This is a genomic window from Streptomyces chrestomyceticus JCM 4735 (assembly GCF_003865135.1).
Lineage (GTDB): Bacteria > Actinomycetota > Actinomycetes > Streptomycetales > Streptomycetaceae > Streptomyces > Streptomyces chrestomyceticus.
This window is the reverse complement of record NZ_BHZC01000001.1, coordinates 1,200,333-1,215,447: the sequence shown is the minus strand read 5'-3', so window position 1 is coordinate 1,215,447 and position 15,115 is coordinate 1,200,333. Positions and strand designations below refer to the sequence as shown.

At 74.3% G+C, this 15,115-nt stretch carries 11 protein-coding genes; 5 read left to right on the top strand and 6 right to left on the bottom strand.

Annotated elements, in window-relative coordinates; translation table 11 throughout:
* Nucleotides 1-5: 5 nt before the first annotated feature.
* The 4 genes from egtB to EJG53_RS04930 all read right to left on the bottom strand — a co-directional run bounded on the left by egtB (nt 6) and on the right by EJG53_RS04930 (nt 5,614).
* Nucleotides 6-1,322: an ergothioneine biosynthesis protein EgtB gene (gene egtB / locus EJG53_RS04945; protein WP_125049162.1), complete on the bottom strand. Its 1,317-nt coding sequence runs from the start codon at nt 1,320-1,322 to the stop codon at nt 6-8.
* Nucleotides 1,322-2,761: an ergothioneine biosynthesis glutamate--cysteine ligase EgtA gene (egtA, locus tag EJG53_RS04940; protein ID WP_167515055.1), complete on the bottom strand. Its 1,440-nt coding sequence runs from the start codon at nt 2,759-2,761 to the stop codon at nt 1,322-1,324. The genes egtB and egtA overlap by 1 nt, the downstream gene beginning before the upstream one ends.
* Before the next feature lie 301 nt (nt 2,762-3,062).
* Complete coding sequence (locus EJG53_RS04935; protein WP_125043799.1) at nt 3,063-4,571, bottom strand: carboxylesterase/lipase family protein; 1,509 nt, start codon at nt 4,569-4,571, stop codon at nt 3,063-3,065.
* Between the two features lie 68 nt (nt 4,572-4,639).
* Complete coding sequence (locus EJG53_RS04930) at nt 4,640-5,614, bottom strand: MBL fold metallo-hydrolase (protein ID WP_125043797.1); 975 nt, start codon at nt 5,612-5,614, stop codon at nt 4,640-4,642.
* Nucleotides 5,615-5,802: 188 nt separating this feature from the next.
* Here EJG53_RS04930 and EJG53_RS04925 point away from each other — a divergent pair, with 188 nt between their 5' ends.
* From EJG53_RS04925 to EJG53_RS04910, 4 genes are all read left to right on the top strand, one after another.
* Nucleotides 5,803-8,607 carry a helix-turn-helix transcriptional regulator gene (locus EJG53_RS04925; RefSeq protein ID WP_125043795.1) on the top strand — a complete coding sequence of 935 codons (2,805 nt, stop codon included), beginning with the start codon at nt 5,803-5,805 and terminating at the stop codon, nt 8,605-8,607.
* A 99-nt stretch (nt 8,608-8,706) separates the two neighbouring features.
* Nucleotides 8,707-9,219 (top strand): phosphatase domain-containing protein, encoded by a 513-nt coding sequence (locus tag EJG53_RS04920; RefSeq protein ID WP_125043793.1) that lies wholly within the window; start codon nt 8,707-8,709, stop codon nt 9,217-9,219.
* A gap of 226 nt (nt 9,220-9,445) precedes the next feature.
* Nucleotides 9,446-10,315, top strand: a complete 870-nt coding sequence (locus EJG53_RS04915; protein ID WP_125043792.1) for an alpha/beta fold hydrolase — start codon at nt 9,446-9,448, stop codon at nt 10,313-10,315.
* Nucleotides 10,316-10,591: 276 nt separating this feature from the next.
* On the top strand, nt 10,592-11,716 hold the full coding sequence (locus EJG53_RS04910; RefSeq protein ID WP_244954982.1) for a selina-4(15),7(11)-diene synthase: 1,125 nt from the start codon (nt 10,592-10,594) through the stop codon (nt 11,714-11,716).
* A gap of 53 nt (nt 11,717-11,769) precedes the next feature.
* Here the strand turns inward: EJG53_RS04910 and EJG53_RS04905 are convergent, their stop codons facing one another.
* Nucleotides 11,770-13,407, bottom strand: coding sequence for a phytoene desaturase family protein (locus EJG53_RS04905; protein WP_125043790.1), 1,638 nt, complete (start codon nt 13,405-13,407; stop codon nt 11,770-11,772).
* 34 nt (nt 13,408-13,441) lie between these two features.
* A complete protein-coding gene (locus EJG53_RS04900; protein WP_125043789.1) occupies nt 13,442-13,897 on the bottom strand; it encodes an SRPBCC family protein in 456 nt (151 codons plus the stop codon).
* 273 nt (nt 13,898-14,170) lie between these two features.
* Here EJG53_RS04900 and EJG53_RS04895 point away from each other — a divergent pair, with 273 nt between their 5' ends.
* Nucleotides 14,171-15,055, top strand: a complete 885-nt coding sequence (locus EJG53_RS04895; RefSeq protein WP_125043787.1) for an SDR family oxidoreductase — start codon at nt 14,171-14,173, stop codon at nt 15,053-15,055.
* Nucleotides 15,056-15,115 lie beyond the last annotated feature (60 nt).

The window sequence follows — 15,115 nt, the reverse complement described above, 5'->3', positions numbered from 1 at the left end:
GGCCCTCATGCCTCCTCCGGGTCGGCGTCGCGGGCGGTGCGGAAGCCGGCGAAGATCTGGCGCCGTACCGGGAGGTCCCAGTTGCGGAAGGTGCCCCGGCAGGCCACCGGGTCGACGGCGAAGGAGCCGCCGCGCAGCACCTTGTACGGGCCGCCGAAGAACACCTCCGAGTACTCGCGGTAGGGGAAGGCGGCGAAGCCGGGGTAGGGGAGGAAGTCGCTCGCGGTCCATTCCCAGACGTCGCCGATGAGCTGGCGTACGCCGAGGGGGGATGCGCCTTCCGGGTAGCTGCCGACGGGGGCGGGGCGCAGGTGCCGTTGGCCCAGGTTGGCGTGGGTGGGGCCGGGGTCCTCGTCGCCCCACGGGTAGCGGCGGGAGCGGCCACTGACCGGGTCGTGCCGGGCGGCCTTCTCCCACTCCTCCTCGGTGGGCAGCCGCCGGCCCGCCCACCGTGCGTACGCGTCGGCCTCGTACCAGCTCACGTGCAGAACCGGTTCGTCCGGCGGTACCGGCTCGGTGACGCCGAAGCGCCGCCGCAGCCACTGGCCGCCTTCCTGGCGCCAGAACAGCGGGGCGTGCAGGCGGTGTTCGCGCATGTGGTCCCAGCCCTCGGCGGTCCACCAGCGCGGTTCGCTGTAGCCGCCGTCCTCGATGAAGTCGAGGTAGGCGCCGTTGCTCACCGGTGTCGTGTCGATCAGGAAGGACGGCAGGAGACGGCGGTGGGCGGGGCGTTCGTTGTCCAGGGCCCACGGTTCTGTGGAGGTGCCCATAGTGAACGGCCCTGCGGGCACCAGCACTTCGGCGGGGAGCGGGCCGTCGGTGGTCCGCGGGGGCTCGGGGGCCGTCAGCGCGACGGGGCCGCGCCGCAGTTGGTGGGTGATGAGCATGGTCTCGTCGTGCTGCTGCTCGTGCTGCGCGATCATGCCGAAGGCGAAGCCGGAGTCGAGCAGCGGTGCGCCGCGCAGCGGGCTGCTCTCCAGCACGTCCAGGACCCGGCTGCGGACGTCCGCCACGTAGCCGTGTGCCTCGGCGGGCGGCAGCAGGGGCAGGGACGGGCGTTCGGCCCTCGGGTGCTCGAAGGCGTCGTACACGGAATCGATGTCCGGGCGCAGCGCGTCCCGCTTGCCGACCGCGCGCAGCAGCCACTGCTCCTCCTGGTTGCCGATGTGCGCCAGGTCCCAGACCAGGGGCGACATCAGCGGGGAGTGCTGGGCGGTGAGGTCGTGGTCGTCCACGCAGGTGGTCAGCGCGCGGGTGCGGTCACGCGCGGCGAGCAGGGCGCGCGCCGCGCGTTCCCGGAACGACTCGGGGTCGTCGTGGATCACAGACTGTCCTTCCCCAGGGTGAGCTCGTCCTCGTGCGGGGCGTCCGCCGTACCGACGGGTGGCGCGGCCGGCGGCCGGGGGACCGGTTCCGGCGGTGCCGGTGCGGTGCCCGCCGGTTCCGCCGCTTCCGCCGGTCCGGGCGGGGCCGCGGCCGGTACGGGCTCGCCCGCGCACGCCCCGTGCGCGTACACCTCGTCCCCGTACGCCCCGTCCAGCAGGTCGTCCGCCGGGCAGCGGCCCCGTGCCACGTAGCGTTCGGTGAAGCCGGCGACCGCTTCGCGCACCTCGGCCGGGGCGCCCAGCCGGGGCAGTGCCTCCTGCGCGATGGTGAAGCAGGCCAGCGCGGCGGCCCGCAGCTCGGGGTCGGTCAGTGCGCCCCGGGTGGCGTGCCGCCACAGCGGGTTGCGCGGTGCCGGACGGGAGCCGGCCGTCTCGGCGAGGGGTTTGACCACGCGGTACGCGCTCTCGGCGGCCTCCGGGTCGTCGAACAGCGCGGCCGTGACGGCCAGCGGCACGATCCAGCCGCCGTCCCCCGGCTGCGCGTCGATCATGCGCAGCTCCAGGTGCCCGCGCGGCCGTACGGGCGGGAAGAGCGTGGTGACGTGGTAGTCGAGGTCCTCCTGGGTCGGCGGGCGCGGCGCGCCCGTACGGACCCAGTCGCGGAACGTCAGCCCCTCGGGCGCGTCCCACGGGCCGTCGTCGCTGCGGACGCACATCACGGGCGCGTCCAGGACGTAACCGGCCCAGGCGGCACGCGGGTCGGGGCCGTCGGACGGGGCGAGGGTGCGGGCCGGGTCCATCTGGGACCACACCACCTGGCGGGTGGAGCGGTAGCCGGTCGGGCAGCCCTCGCTGACGGGCGAGTTGGCGAAGGCGGCGAGCAGGACCGCGCCCAGCAGGTGGGCCAGCCGCCAGCGGCGGCCGAGCCCGAGCGGGCCTGGCTCCTCGTGGCCGGCGTCCAGGCAGACCTGTACGGACGCGGTGCCGCACATCATGGATCTGCCCGCGTCGCCCCAGCGGTCGAAGTACGCCTCCATGGCGTTGTAGCGGGGTTCGGTGAGCACCCGCCGCGGGGGGTGCCAGGGATTGTGGCCGTGGCCCGCCATACCGAGGCCCAGCTCCCGCATCGCGGGGCGGACCAGGGCCAGGTCGGCCGAGACGGCTTCGATGCACGCGGTGAGGGACGTGGCGGGCAGCGAGCTGAGCTCAAGCTGTCCGCCGGGTTCGAAGGTGAGGGCCGACCGCAGGGGGAGGGCACGCAGTGCGGTGGCCGCTTCGCGGTGTCGTACGGGGTCGACGGGACATCGGGGGTTGTGGGCGTCGTGGACCAGCCACTCGATCTCGACACCCAGGCGGCGGGGTGGTCCGGTCTTGAAGCAGATGCCACGCAGGTGGGCCTCGAGCTCCGCCTCCGTGACCGCCGGCCGTGCGGGCATGGGCTCCAACTCCCTCGGATCGGGACGACGGCTGCCGTCCGACGGCGGAATTGCCGCCCTCCACCTAAGCGGGTGCGGGCGGTGCACTCAAGGGCACATTCTCGTCGCGGCGGTGCCGGTGCGCGAGGGCTCCGGCCCGGAACGGTGTGGTTCCGGGGCCGGTGCACCCGCGCCTGCCTGGGGTTTTCCGGCGGTGACGCCCGATGGGGAGGGTTCGTTTCTTTGTGCGAATTTGGGGAAGAGGAGAGGTGCGGGGCGCCGAGGTACGGACGGTGAGGTACGCCGGGTGCCGGGCGCTGCGTCAGGCCGCCCAGACCCGTCGCTCCGGGGCGCGCGGATCGTCGGTCAGGGTCCACTCGGCGTCGATGCGCATCGTGGTCCGGCGCCCGGTGTCGTACGGGTCCCAGCCGGGGCTGCCGGTCGCGGCGAACCGGACCCAGCTCCGGTGCATCCGGGCGGCGAGGTCCGCGGGCGGCGCGCCGGGGCCGAGCAGGCCACCGGGCCCGCGCAGTCCGGGCAGGTCCGTACGGTCGAAGACGAAGGGGAGCTCCACGGCGTGGGCGGCGCCCAGCGTTCCGTCCAGCGCCCGGGAGCGCCACGCGAACTCGTACCCGAAGGTGGCGGACTCCTGGTGGGCGGCGTGCGCGGAGGCCAGGGCCCAGGTGCCCGCGCCGAACAGCGCGTCGCCCATGACGGCGGACCGCAGCGCCCCGGCGGACGCCCCGGGACGCGTCGTCCGGTACGTCCGGACGAGCCGCGCCGGGTCCGGGTGCGCATCGGCTGCCACCGCGTCGACGTCTGTTCCGGTCGAGGTGGTGTACCGGCCGACCGGAGCCAGGTAGAGGTTCCCCTCCTCGGCGTTGGTTCCGATGAGCAGGTCCACGTCGGAAGCGGCCCCCGCGGCGACCGCCGCGGCCGGCTGGGTGTCCAGGACCAGGCTGAACGGGCTGAGGCCGAGCAGCGGGTCGCGGTGGGTGGCGGTCCGCAGGCGGATGTCCGCCAGCCGGGCCGCGGTCTCGACCAGCCGGGCGTCGTCGAGGTCCGCGAAGGCGTCGGCGTGCGGCTGGACGCCCAGGTCCGCGGCGGCCGCCCGGGTGACGCGGGCGGCCTGCTCGGTGCTGAAGGCCCCCAGCCCGCTGCCGCTCTGGACGATCGCCCGGCGGACGAGGCCCGCGGCCTCCGGGGCGGCGAGCACGCCCCCGACGATGGTGGCCCCGGCGGACTGGCCGAAGAGGGTGACCCGGTCGGGGTCGCCACCGAAGGCGGCGATGTTCTCGCGTACCCAGCGCAGCGCGGCGACGACGTCGAGGAGGCCGCGGTTGGCGGGGGCCCCGGGGAGGTCCAGGAAGCCCGCGATGCCGAGCCGGTAGTTCAGGGTGACGAGGACGACGCCGTCGCGGGCGAAGCCGGCGCCGTCGTACAAGGCGGACCGCGTCGATCCGGCGACGAACCCGCCGCCGTGGACGAACACCATGACGGGCAGGCCGCCGTCCGCGTCCTGCGGCGTCCGGACGGTGACGGTGAGGTAATCCTCCCCGCGGCTCCAGCCGGCGCCGAAGTAGGGCGTCATGTCCAGGTTGCCCAGGTCACGCGCGGACTGCGGCGCGTTGGGGCCCGGCATGGTGGCGTCCCGTACGCCGTCCCAGGGGGCGTGCGGGCGCGGCGGCGCGAACCGGCCGGGGCCCACCGGAGGGGCGGCGTAGGGAATGTTCATGAAGACGGCGCTGCCGTCCTGGCGCAGGCCGCGGACCGCTCCCTGGGCGGTGGTCACGACGGGGGCCGGGTGGTGGTGGGGGTGGTGCAGAGACATGTCTCTCAGGTGCCTTCGGTCGCTTCGGTGTATGTGGTCCGGGTGATTTCTCCGGTCCCTCCTGGCGCTCAGTCCTGCTCGGTGTACGGCGTGAACGGAGCCCATCCCTTGATGGCGAACGCGCTTCCGTCGCGCACCACCTCCGCGGCACCGTGTCCGCCCAGGTGCGCGGGGATGACGAGTGTGTTGGTGTCGGCCGCCTGTCCCAGCACCTTGCGCCGGGTGGCGCGGGCGCCCGCGGGGTCCTCGCAGAAGCAACTGTTGGCGTCCGGCGCGAGGATCTGCGCGGGACTGTGCAGCAGGTCGCCGACGAACACCGCGCGGTCCGTGCCGGACGCGAGGGTCAGTACGGAGGAGCCGGGGGTGTGCCCGGGAGCCGCGTCCAGACGCAGATTCGCGTCGATACGGTGGCTGTTCTCCCACAATCGGGTCAGTCCGGCCTCGTGCACCGGAGCCACACTGTCCTCGAAGACGTTCTGATTGCCGCGGCCGAGTACCGGCTGGTGGGCGTTGGCGGGATTCCAGAAGTCGAAGTCGTCCTTCGGCATCAGATACGTGGCGTTCGGGAAAGTGGGAATCCAGTTCCTGCCGTCCAGGTACGTGTTCCAGCCGACGTGGTCGACATGCAGATGCGTGTTGATGACGATGTCGACGTCCTCGGGCGCCGCACCTGCCTGCGCCAGAGCGGCCAGGAAGCCGGTGTCGAGGTGGCTCCAGACCGGGGAGTACGGGCGCTCCTTGTGATTGCCCACGCCGGTGTCGACCAGGATCGTCCTGCCTTCGCTGCGCAGCAGCCAGGTCTGGATCGCGGAATTGACGATGCGGGTGTCGGGGTCCAGGAAATCCGGGGACATCCAGGAGGAGTTCTCCTCCCACGTCTCTTCCGGGACGTCGGGGAAGAAGGTGTCCGGCGTCATGTGGACCGGGCCGAAGTATTCCCGGACGCGGGTGATGGTGACGTTTCCGAGTTCGATGGTTTCCGTGTGTGCGTCACCGCGAGTGTCGGTGCGTGTGTCGCTGCGGGTTTCCGTGCGGGTTTTCATGCGGTGCCTTCGCGAATGCGTGGGTTTTCCGGAACCGTACGAGCGGGCCGGGCGCGCGGGGTATCCGTCAGATGACTGCACCCGTGCCGGCACCCGCGCACGCCCACGGGTGCCGGTTCCGCCGCTTGTAGCCTGGGGCGACGAGGCACGACGGCTCCGGTCCGGGAGCCCGCATTCCTGGAGACGGCGTGGACGAGCACCGAGCGGCCCCCGGCACGGTCACGGGCCCGGCCCCGGAGGACCGTCTCGTCGGCCGGGACGCGGAACGCGCCCGCCTCTTCCGTACGGTGGACTCCCGTACGGCGGACCCGGCGGCCGACGCCGGCCCGGTACTGGTACTCACCGGCGACGCGGGCACGGGCAAGAGCGCGCTGCTGGACTCCGCGGCACACCGGGCGGCGGCCCGGGGCACCCGCGTCCTGCGCGCCTGCGGGAGCGAGTCGGAGGCGGACCTCGCCTTCTCGGCACTGCACCAGTTGCTGCGGCCGGTACGGGCCGAGGCGGACGCGCTGCCGCCGGGGCAGCGCGCGGCGCTCCACGACGCGCTCGGTACCGGGCAGGCCGGAGCGTCTCCCGACCCCCTGCTGACCGGCCTCGCCGTCCTGGGCCTGCTGTCGGCCCTGGGCGAGCGGGGCCCCGTACTCGCCGTACTGGACGACGCCCAGTGGTGCGACCGCGCTTCTCTAGACGCCCTGGCGTTCGCCGCCCGACGGCTGGCGGAGGAACCGGTCACGGTGCTGGTCGGCGCCCGTACCGACGACCGCCTGCCGGGCTTCGACCGCCAGGTGCCGGTGCTCACTCTCGGCCCGCTCGACGACGCGGCGGCACACCGCCTGCTGGATCTTCAGCCGCGGCGTCCCACCGGCCGGACCAGGGCCCGCATCCTCGACCAGGCCAGTGGCAACCCCTTGGCGCTGACCGAACTGACGAGGGCCGCCGCCGACTCGGAGAGCGGCCTCGCGGCCGGGGAGCCGCCGGCCGCCGGTCCGCTCCCGCTCACCGACCGCCTGGAACGGCTCTTCGCCGCCCGCCTGCCCGGCCTCCCGGCCCGTACGACGCGGGCGCTGCTGCTCCTGGCCGCCATGGACACCGCCGACCACGCCGCCGTACCGGCCGGCCTGCCGCACGTCGAGGACGACGCCTGGCTGCCCGCCGAGCAGGCCGGGCTCGTCCGCCGTACCGGCCGGGACACCCGCTTCCGCCATCCGCTGGTCCGGTCCGCCGTCTACCACGCCGCGCCTTTCGACGCGCGGCGCGACGCCCACCGCGTGCTCGCCGGGATGCTGCCGGACGCACCGGACCGCCGCGCCTGGCACCTCGCCGCCGCCTCCGTACGCCCGGACGCGGCCGTGTCGGCCGAGCTGGAGCGGACCGCCGACCGGGCCCGGCGCCGGGGCGGCCACGCGGCGGCGGCCAAAGCGCTGCAACGTGCCGCGGAGCTGGCCCCGCGGCGCGCGGACGCCGCCCGGCTGCTGGTCGAAGCGGCCGGCGCGGCCGTGTTCACCGGGGACCTCGCCTGGGTCGAGGAGCTGGCCGCAGCGGCTCGCGCCCGTACCGACGATCCGGCGCTGCTGGCCACGGCCGCGTCCCACGCCGGCCGGCTGGCGACGCTGACCGCACGCCACAGTGTGGTCTTCTCCCGCCTGGCCGGAGCTGCCGAGGAACTGGCGGTCGCGCAGCCCGCCGTCGCGTTGGACCTGCTGACGGGGGCCGCGGTGGTCCGCTTCTACTCGGGAGAGGAACACCAGCGCCGCCGCATCGAGGACATCCTGCGGCGTGTCCCCGAGCACGCGCCCGCGTCACACGACTGGCTGCGCGCCTGGGTACGGGCCGTGTCGGCCCCGGACGACGGGCGGCCGCAGCTCCTCCGTGCCCTCACCGCCTCGATGGCCGAGGCGGAACACCGGCCGGGCAGACTCACCGCCCTCGCGGTCATGGCATGGGTCCTGGACGAGACGCCGCAGGCCGCGCGCGCCTTCGACGCGGCCTTCGACCGCTGGGAGTCGCACGAGCCGCTGCCGGAGGGCCTGGGTGGCGCCGCCGCCTGGACGTACGTGGAACTGGGCAGGTGGGGGCAGGCCCGCGAAGTCTGCGCACGGATGGCGGCGGTCGGAGCCACGGCGGGCCTCGACCACGCCGTGGCGTGCGCGGCGACGGTGGACGCCGTCGTACTGGCCCACCAGGGCGACGCATCGGCGGCCCGCGCCCGCGCCGCCGACGCGCTCGCCCTGATCGACCCGCTGGAGAGCCGCTCCGTCACCGTCTACGCCCGTCGCGCGCTCGGCGCGGCGGCAGCCGCGGAAGGCGCGTACGACACCGCGTACGACCAACTCCGCGCGGCCTTCACGGCGGACGGCGCGCCGCTCCACTACCACGCGTCCTGCCCGGCCCTCCCGGACCTGGCCGCGGCTGCCATGCGCAGCGGACGGCGCGAGGAGGCCCATGCGGTCGTCGAGCGCTGTGCGCGCACACTGGGGGAGCACGCCTCACCCCGGCTGCGCGCGCTGCTCAGCCGCGCCCGTGCTCTGCTGGCGGCGCCCGAGGACGCCGAGCCGTACTTCCGGGCGGCCCTGGCGGAACCGGTGCTCGCCCACTGGCCCTTCGAACGCGCCCAGGCTCTGCTGGACCTTGCCGAATGGCTGCGGCGCCAACGCCGTATCGCCGAGGCGCGGCCACTGCTCGCCGAGGCACTGGAGACGTTCCGGCGCCTGGGAGCCCGCCCGTGGATCGACCGCGCCCGGACCGAATCGCGCGCCGCCGGTCTCGCCGTCACCGCACCGGCCCCTGACGCGCTCGCCGAACTGTCCCCCCAACAACAACAGATCGTCGGACTCGCGGCCCGCGGACTGACCAACCGCGAAATCGGCGAGAAGCTCTTCCTCTCCCCGCGCACCGTCGGCTCGCACCTCTACCGCAGCTTCCCCAAGCTGGGCATCACCGCCCGCTCCCAACTGCGCGACCTCGTCGAGGGGGCGCTGCACGGGGCCTGCTGAGGCCGGCCGGTGAGCGCGCCACGAGCTGGTGGTCCTCCGGCGCGTTGATCGCGGCTCACGTACGCTGCCTTCGACCGCCGTACGGGACGAGGGAACGCGATGACGGAAACGAAGAGCGGCGGCCGCGGCAAGGCCGCGCGGCCCCTGGCGGTCTTCGACCTGGACGGCACGCTCGCCGACACCGGACACCGCCAGCACTTCCTGGAGCGCCGGCCGCGCGACTGGAAGGGCTTCTTCGCCGCGGCCCCGGACGACCCGCCGCTCGCGAAGGGCGTGGAACTGGCCCGGCAGAGCGCCGAGGAGTGCGAGGTCGTCTACCTGACGGGCCGCCCCGAGCGCTGCCGCCGGGACACCCTGGCCTGGCTCGGACAGCACGGCCTGCCCGAAGGGCGGCTGTACATGCGCCCGGACCAGGACCGGCGCCCCGCCCGGTACACCAAGCTGGAACTCCTGAGCCGCCTGGCGGAAGGCCGCGACGTACGCCATGTCGTGGACGACGACGAGTTGGTCTGCGACGCCTGCGAGCAGGCCGGGTACCCGGTCGTACGGGCCCGCTGGGCCGTGCCCTCCGCCGACCTGAAGGACGCGCAGGAACGCGAGGGGCGTACGTGACCTCCGCGCCGCACCCTTCACTTCTTCGAAGCCTTCACTTCGCCCCCCTCGAACCGGAACCGCCGGGCCGCCCGCGCTCCGGTCCACGCCCCGCCCGACATGCTTGCGATGGCGGTAACCCCCTGAGAGGGTGAGCCGCGCCGGCTGGTGCTGGGGCATCCGCGCCTGGCCGATGTGCGGCGGCCGTGCCCGGCGACGGTTCGAACGGTCTGGAAGGGAACGGACGGTGGACGGTACGACCACAGGCGTGGCCCAGGTGGACGGTCTGCGGCTGCACTACACCCGGGCGGGCTCCGGCCCGCTGGTGGTGCTGCTGCACGGCTGGCCGCAGACCTCCCGGTGCTGGCAGCCGGTCCTCGGCGAACTGGCGCGGGACTACACCGTCGTGGCGCCCGACCTGCGCGGTTATGGTCGCAGCGACAAGCCCACGACCGGCTACGACAAGCGGCGGATGGCCGCCGACATGGCGGGTCTCGTCGAGTCGCTGGGGTATGAACGGGCCGCCGTCGTCGGGCACGACCGGGGCGCCCGGGTGGCCCACCGCTGGGCACTGGACCGGCCCGAACAGGTGGAACGGGTCGCGCTGCTGGACATCGTGCCGACGCGGGAGATGGCGCGCCGCACGGACGCCACGATCGCCGCCGGGTACTGGCACTGGTTCTTCCACCTCCAGCCCGACCTGCCCGAGCGGCTGGCCGGTGCGGACGTCCGGGGCTACCTGGAGTACTTCTTCGAGCGCTGGACCTACAACCGGCACGCGCTGACCGACGAGGCCGTGGACGCGTACGTGGCGGCGTTCTCCCGCCCCGGCGCGTTGCGCGCGGGCTTCGACGACTACCGGGCCATGGAGACGGACGTGGCCCTGGACGACGCGGACTTCGCCGAGGGGCGGCTGCTGACCGTCCCGGTCCTGGCCCTGTGGGGAGCGGCCGGCCTGCCCGCGCGGCTGCCGACGCTGGACATCTGGCGGGACCATACCGCGCAGCCGGAGCTGGTGACCGGCGCGGAGATCGCCGAGTGCGGGCACTTCATCGCGGAGGAGGCCCCGGAAGCGCTGCTCGCGCATCTGCGTGCTTTTCTGCCGAAGGCCGCCTGACAGCAGAAGCCCGCCCGACGGCCCGTCAGGGGGCGTAGGGGCAGGCCGTCATCGGTACGAGCACCGCGGCTGCCGCCGGCGGGCGGCGTCCGGGTGGCCGGACGTCGCCGAAGAAAACGGACGATCCCCCTCCGAAATTTGTCATAGACACGAAGACGCTATTGGATCAGGGGCACTGGATGCGTACTATGCGCCATAGTTGATCAATCAAAGACCGACATGTCTGTTTCCAAATCCGGCCGAATGTGCCATGACGCTGCTGAGAGGTGGTCAGGCGTGGGACCCGAGCTGACCGTTCCGCCGACCTACTCGCCCATCCCGCCCGCCGTCCACCCCCGGCACGTGGAGATCGAGGCCCGGACGACCGCCTGGGCGAATCGTTTCTCCATAGGCTCGGACGAACTGCGCGGACGGCTGGTCACCCATGGGATCGGCGGCTTCTCGGCCCGCATCCTGCCCGACGGCCGTGAGGAGGTCGTCTCCCTCCTCGCCGACTTCGTCCTGTGGCTCTTCGGCGTCGACGACGGGTACTGCGAGGAGAGCGATCTCGGCCACGATCCGGGCGCGCTCACCGGCGTACTGCACCGCCTGCTGCGCGTCGCGCAGAACCCCGAGGCCCCCGTCCTGCCGGGCGACAGCCTCGCCGAGGGCCTGCGCGACCTGCGGCACCGCATCGCCCGCCACGGCACGGACGGCCAGGCCGCGCGCTGGATCGACGCCCTGCGCGAATACTTCTTCTCCGTGGTGTGGGAGGCGTCCTACCGGCGCTCGGGCGCCGTGCCGAGCCTGCCCGACTACACCCTCATGCGCCTGTACGACGGGGCGACCTCGGTCGTCCTGCCCATGCTGGAGATGGGGCACGGCTACGAACTCCAGCCGCACGAGCGCGACCACAAGTCCGTGCGCGCCGCGGCCGAGATGGCCTCCTTCATCATCACCTGGGACAACGACATCTTCTCCCACCACAAGGAGAGCCGGGGGTCCGGCTACTACCTCAACGTGCTGCGCGTCCTCCAGAACGAGTACGGCATATCCCAGGAAGAGGCCCTGACCACGGCGATAGCCCAGCGGGACCGCGTGATGACGCTGTTCATGCGCCTGACCGCGCACCTGCGGCCGCAGGCCAGCCCGCAACTGCGCCAGTACCTGCACAACCTGGGTACGTTCATCCGCGGCTCCCAGGACTGGGGCATCACCTCCCTGCGCTACACCACCCCGGACGACCCGGCCCGGCTGCCTTCGACGCTGCGCTCCACGCCCACCGACGACAGCCGCGCGCCGCTGGACATCCCCGTCATCTCCTGGTGGTGGGGACTGGTTCCGGCCACTCACGCCCAGACGCGTGGCGCGGCGGACGACGCCGCACGCGCGCACGCGTGGGCGGCGCAGCCCGCCGGCTGACGGACCCGGCTGGGCGACCCGCCGTCCGGCCCCTGTCCGGCGGGCTTGGCGGGTCACTCCGCCGGGTCGTCCGGACGGTCACCGAGCCGGTTACGGCCGGTCAGCGACCGCTGGAGACGGGTGAGCGCGCTGCTCGGCGACCGCTTGCGCAGGGCAGCGCGCGCCGCGTTGGCGCCGGGCGCGCCGTGCACACCACCACCCGGATGCGCCCCGGCCGACGCCAGGAAGAGGCCCTTGACCGGGGTCTCCGGCCGCCCGGTACCCGGCACCGGGCGGAAGACGAGCTGCTGGTGCATGGCGGTCGTGCCCCCGTTGATGGCGCCTCCGTGCAGATTGGCGTCCAGAGCCTGCAAGGTGGGCGGCGCCAGGATGCGGCGGGCCCGGATACGGGCGCGGAAGCCCGGCGCGTACCGCTCCACCTGCTCCTCCACGCGGTCCGCCATGGCCTCCTGCTCGCCGCGGCTCCAGGAGCCGGTGATCCCGGCGTCCCCGGCGTCCCCACGGACGTCGTGCGGTACGTGGGTGTACGCCCACGCCGACTCGGTCCCGGCCGGCGACCGGGTGGCGTCGGCGGTGGTCATCTGCCCGAACAGGGCGAACGGCCGGTCGGGGACCCGGCCCGCCGCGAGCTGAGCGGCGAACCGCGTCAGCTCGTCCACGCCGTCCGCCAGGTGCACGGTGCCCGCGGTCGCCGCTTCCCGGCAGGTCCACGGCACCGCGCCGTCCAGCGCCCAGTCGACCTTGAACGTCGCGAAGTCCCACTGGAAGCGGCGCAGGTCCGCCGTCAGCCGCGTGGGCAGGTGCCGGCTGTCGATCAGCTCGCCGTAGAGGGACGGTACGGACACGTCGGCCAGTACGGCCCGGCGCGCGGGCACCGACTCGCCGCCCGCGGTGCGCACCGCCACGGCGCGGCCCGCCCGTACGACGACCTCGGTCACCCGCTCGCCGCAGCGCAGCACACCGCCGCGCGCCTCCAGCCGCCGTACCAGAGCCTCCGTCAGCGCGCCCGCGCCGCCGACCGGCACGGGAAAGCCGTACGACTGCCCGAGCATGGACATCAGCCACCCGAAGCCCCCGCTGCCCGCGGCCTCCGGCGCCAGGTCGGCGTGGAGCGCGTTGCCCGCGAGCAGCAGTCGGCCGCCCTCGCCGCCGAACTCCTCCTCGCCCAGCCGCCGTACGGGCAGCACCAGCGTGCGGGCCAGCCGCAGACCGCCCGCGCTGTGCAGGCGGGCGGCGAGCCGGGCCGTGGCCCGTACCGGTGGGAACGGCGTGAACAGCGCGCCCAGGATGTCCGGCCCCACCCGGTCCCAGATCTCGCACAGCCGCTGCCAGGCGGCGCCGTCGCCGGCGGCGAAGCGCTCCAGCCCGTCGGCGGTGGCCGGCCGCCGCCGCTCCAGCACCGCGCACCGGCCGTCGGCCAGCGGATGCGCGAGGACACTGGGCGCGTGGCTCCACCGCAGCCCGTGCTCGTCGAGGCGGAGCGCGTCGAGCACCGGGGAGGCGGCGGCCAGCGGATAGAAGGAGCTGCACAGGTCGTTGACGAAGTCGGGGTGGACGCCCCGATCGCTGCGGACCGCGCCGCCCGCTTCGGGCTGCGCCTCCAGGACCTCCACGCTCCAGCCCGCGTCGGCCAGCAGATTCGCGGCCACCAGCCCGTTCGGACCGGCGCCGATCACCACCGCGTCGGGCATCCCGGCCTCCTTCCCGCCGGACCCGCCGGGCGCGTCACACCGCCTCGCTCGGCTGTCGCGGGCAGCTCTCCACGACCTTGGCCAGCCGGCTCAGCATGCGGCGGTGCCGGAGCTGGAACAGTGCGTCCAGGACGGTGTTGTGCACCAGCCCGCCGGGCCCTTGCAGGGGATGTTCGTCCATGATGACCAGGCTGTGGTCGCCCCAGGGGCGGATCTCGATCGCGATCCGCGCGGTGCCCAGCGCGCCGCTCTCGACCTCCAGCTCCAGTTCCCGGGGAGCTTCGCAGCGCCGCACGATGGTCCGGCCGGAGAGCGACCACGGCCCCAGGTGCACGCTGTAGGAGAGCGTGGACCCCAGCTCCGGCCAGTCACCCTCGCACGGCCGCGACCGGTACGGCCCGACCACCCAGTCCTGGTACCGCCTGCCGTCGGCGAGCACCGCCCACACCGCGTCGGGGTGCCTCTTGATGAGCTGATGTCTTACCGCCATGCGGTCTCCAACGTCGGGGGAACCGGTCGCCCGCGTCGCTCGCCGGAACCTGTCTCGTGACCCCGGCTCCCAGACTAGGCGGGTCCCCTCGTTCCGGCCTGCGGGACCTCACCCGTGTGCCCGCGAGGCCCCGGGCCACACACGGGCCGCGGCGCCGCCACCGCGTTACGTTGCAGAAGCCCGCTCCCGGGTACCCGTCGCCGACCCACCGATCCGTCCCGTCCCGCACCGTCACCCCTGCCGGTACCGCCCGCAGCCCGTGGAGGCCCGACCATGAGCCACGACCTTCCCCTGCGCGGACGCACCGCCGTGGTCACCGGCGCCGCGCGCGGCCTGGGCGCGCACATGGCGCGTTCACTCGTACGGCGGGGAGCCGACGTGGCCCTGCTCGGGCTGGAGGAGGACGCGCTGGAGCGGGTCGCGGCCGGCTTGCCGGGGCACGCCGAGCACTGGCCGGTGGACGTCACCGACGAGGACGCCATGGACCGCGCCGCCGCCCTCGTGGAGCGCCGCTTCGGCCCGCCCTCCGTCGTCGTCGCCAACGCCGGGGTGGTGGCGGGCGGCCCCTTCCTCGACACCGACCCGGCCGTCTGGCGCCGCGTCGTCGAGGTCAACCTGATCGGCAGCGCGGTGACCGCACGGGCCTTCCTGCCCGCCCTCCTGCGCACCCGAGGCTACTTCCTCCAGGTCGCCTCCCTCGCGGCCATCGGCCCGGCGCCGATGCTGTCCGCGTACTGCGCCTCCAAGTCCGGGGCGGAGACGTTCGCGCAGGTCCTGCGCGCCGAGCTGGCCCACCGCGGGGTGGGGGTGGGCACCGCGTACCTCAGTTGGGCGGACACCGAGATGGTCCGCGCCTCCGACCGCCGTACGGTGATGCGGGAGCTGCGCGCCCACCTGCCGTGGCCCGCGTCGAAGACCTACGACGCCGGGCCGGTGGCCGACCGGATGGTCCGGGGCATCGAACGGCGCGCCGCCGCGGTCTACGCACAGCCGTGGCTGCGGGCGGGCCAGGCGGTGCGCGCCGTCCTGCCGGGGATCGTGGCCGAGGGCTCCCGCCGCGCCTTCCTGCGTCTGGCGGGCCGCACCGACCTCACGGCGACCGGTCTGCTCGGAGCGGGCGGCCGGGCGGCCGAGGCGTCCGGCGACACCCGCTGCTGACCGTGCGGAGTACGGGAGAGGGGCGCGGCCGTTCGGCGCAACCGGCGCGGCGGGCCCGCC

Bases quoted from the DNA above. Each gene is read 5' to 3' on its own strand.
- egtA (WP_167515055.1), bottom strand. From the start codon at position 2,761: ATGCCCGCACGGCCGGCGGTCACGGAGGCGGAGCTCGAGGCCCACCTG.
- EJG53_RS04935 (WP_125043799.1), bottom strand. From the start codon at position 4,571: ATGTCTCTGCACCACCCCCACCACCACCCGGCCCCCGTCGTGACCACC.
- EJG53_RS04930 (WP_125043797.1), bottom strand. From the start codon at position 5,614: ATGAAAACCCGCACGGAAACCCGCAGCGACACACGCACCGACACTCGC.
- EJG53_RS04920 (WP_125043793.1), top strand. From the start codon at position 8,707: ATGACGGAAACGAAGAGCGGCGGCCGCGGCAAGGCCGCGCGGCCCCTG.
- EJG53_RS04905 (WP_125043790.1), bottom strand. From the start codon at position 13,407: ATGCCCGACGCGGTGGTGATCGGCGCCGGTCCGAACGGGCTGGTGGCC.
- EJG53_RS04900 (WP_125043789.1), bottom strand. From the start codon at position 13,897: ATGGCGGTAAGACATCAGCTCATCAAGAGGCACCCCGACGCGGTGTGG.
- EJG53_RS04895 (WP_125043787.1), top strand. From the start codon at position 14,171: ATGAGCCACGACCTTCCCCTGCGCGGACGCACCGCCGTGGTCACCGGC.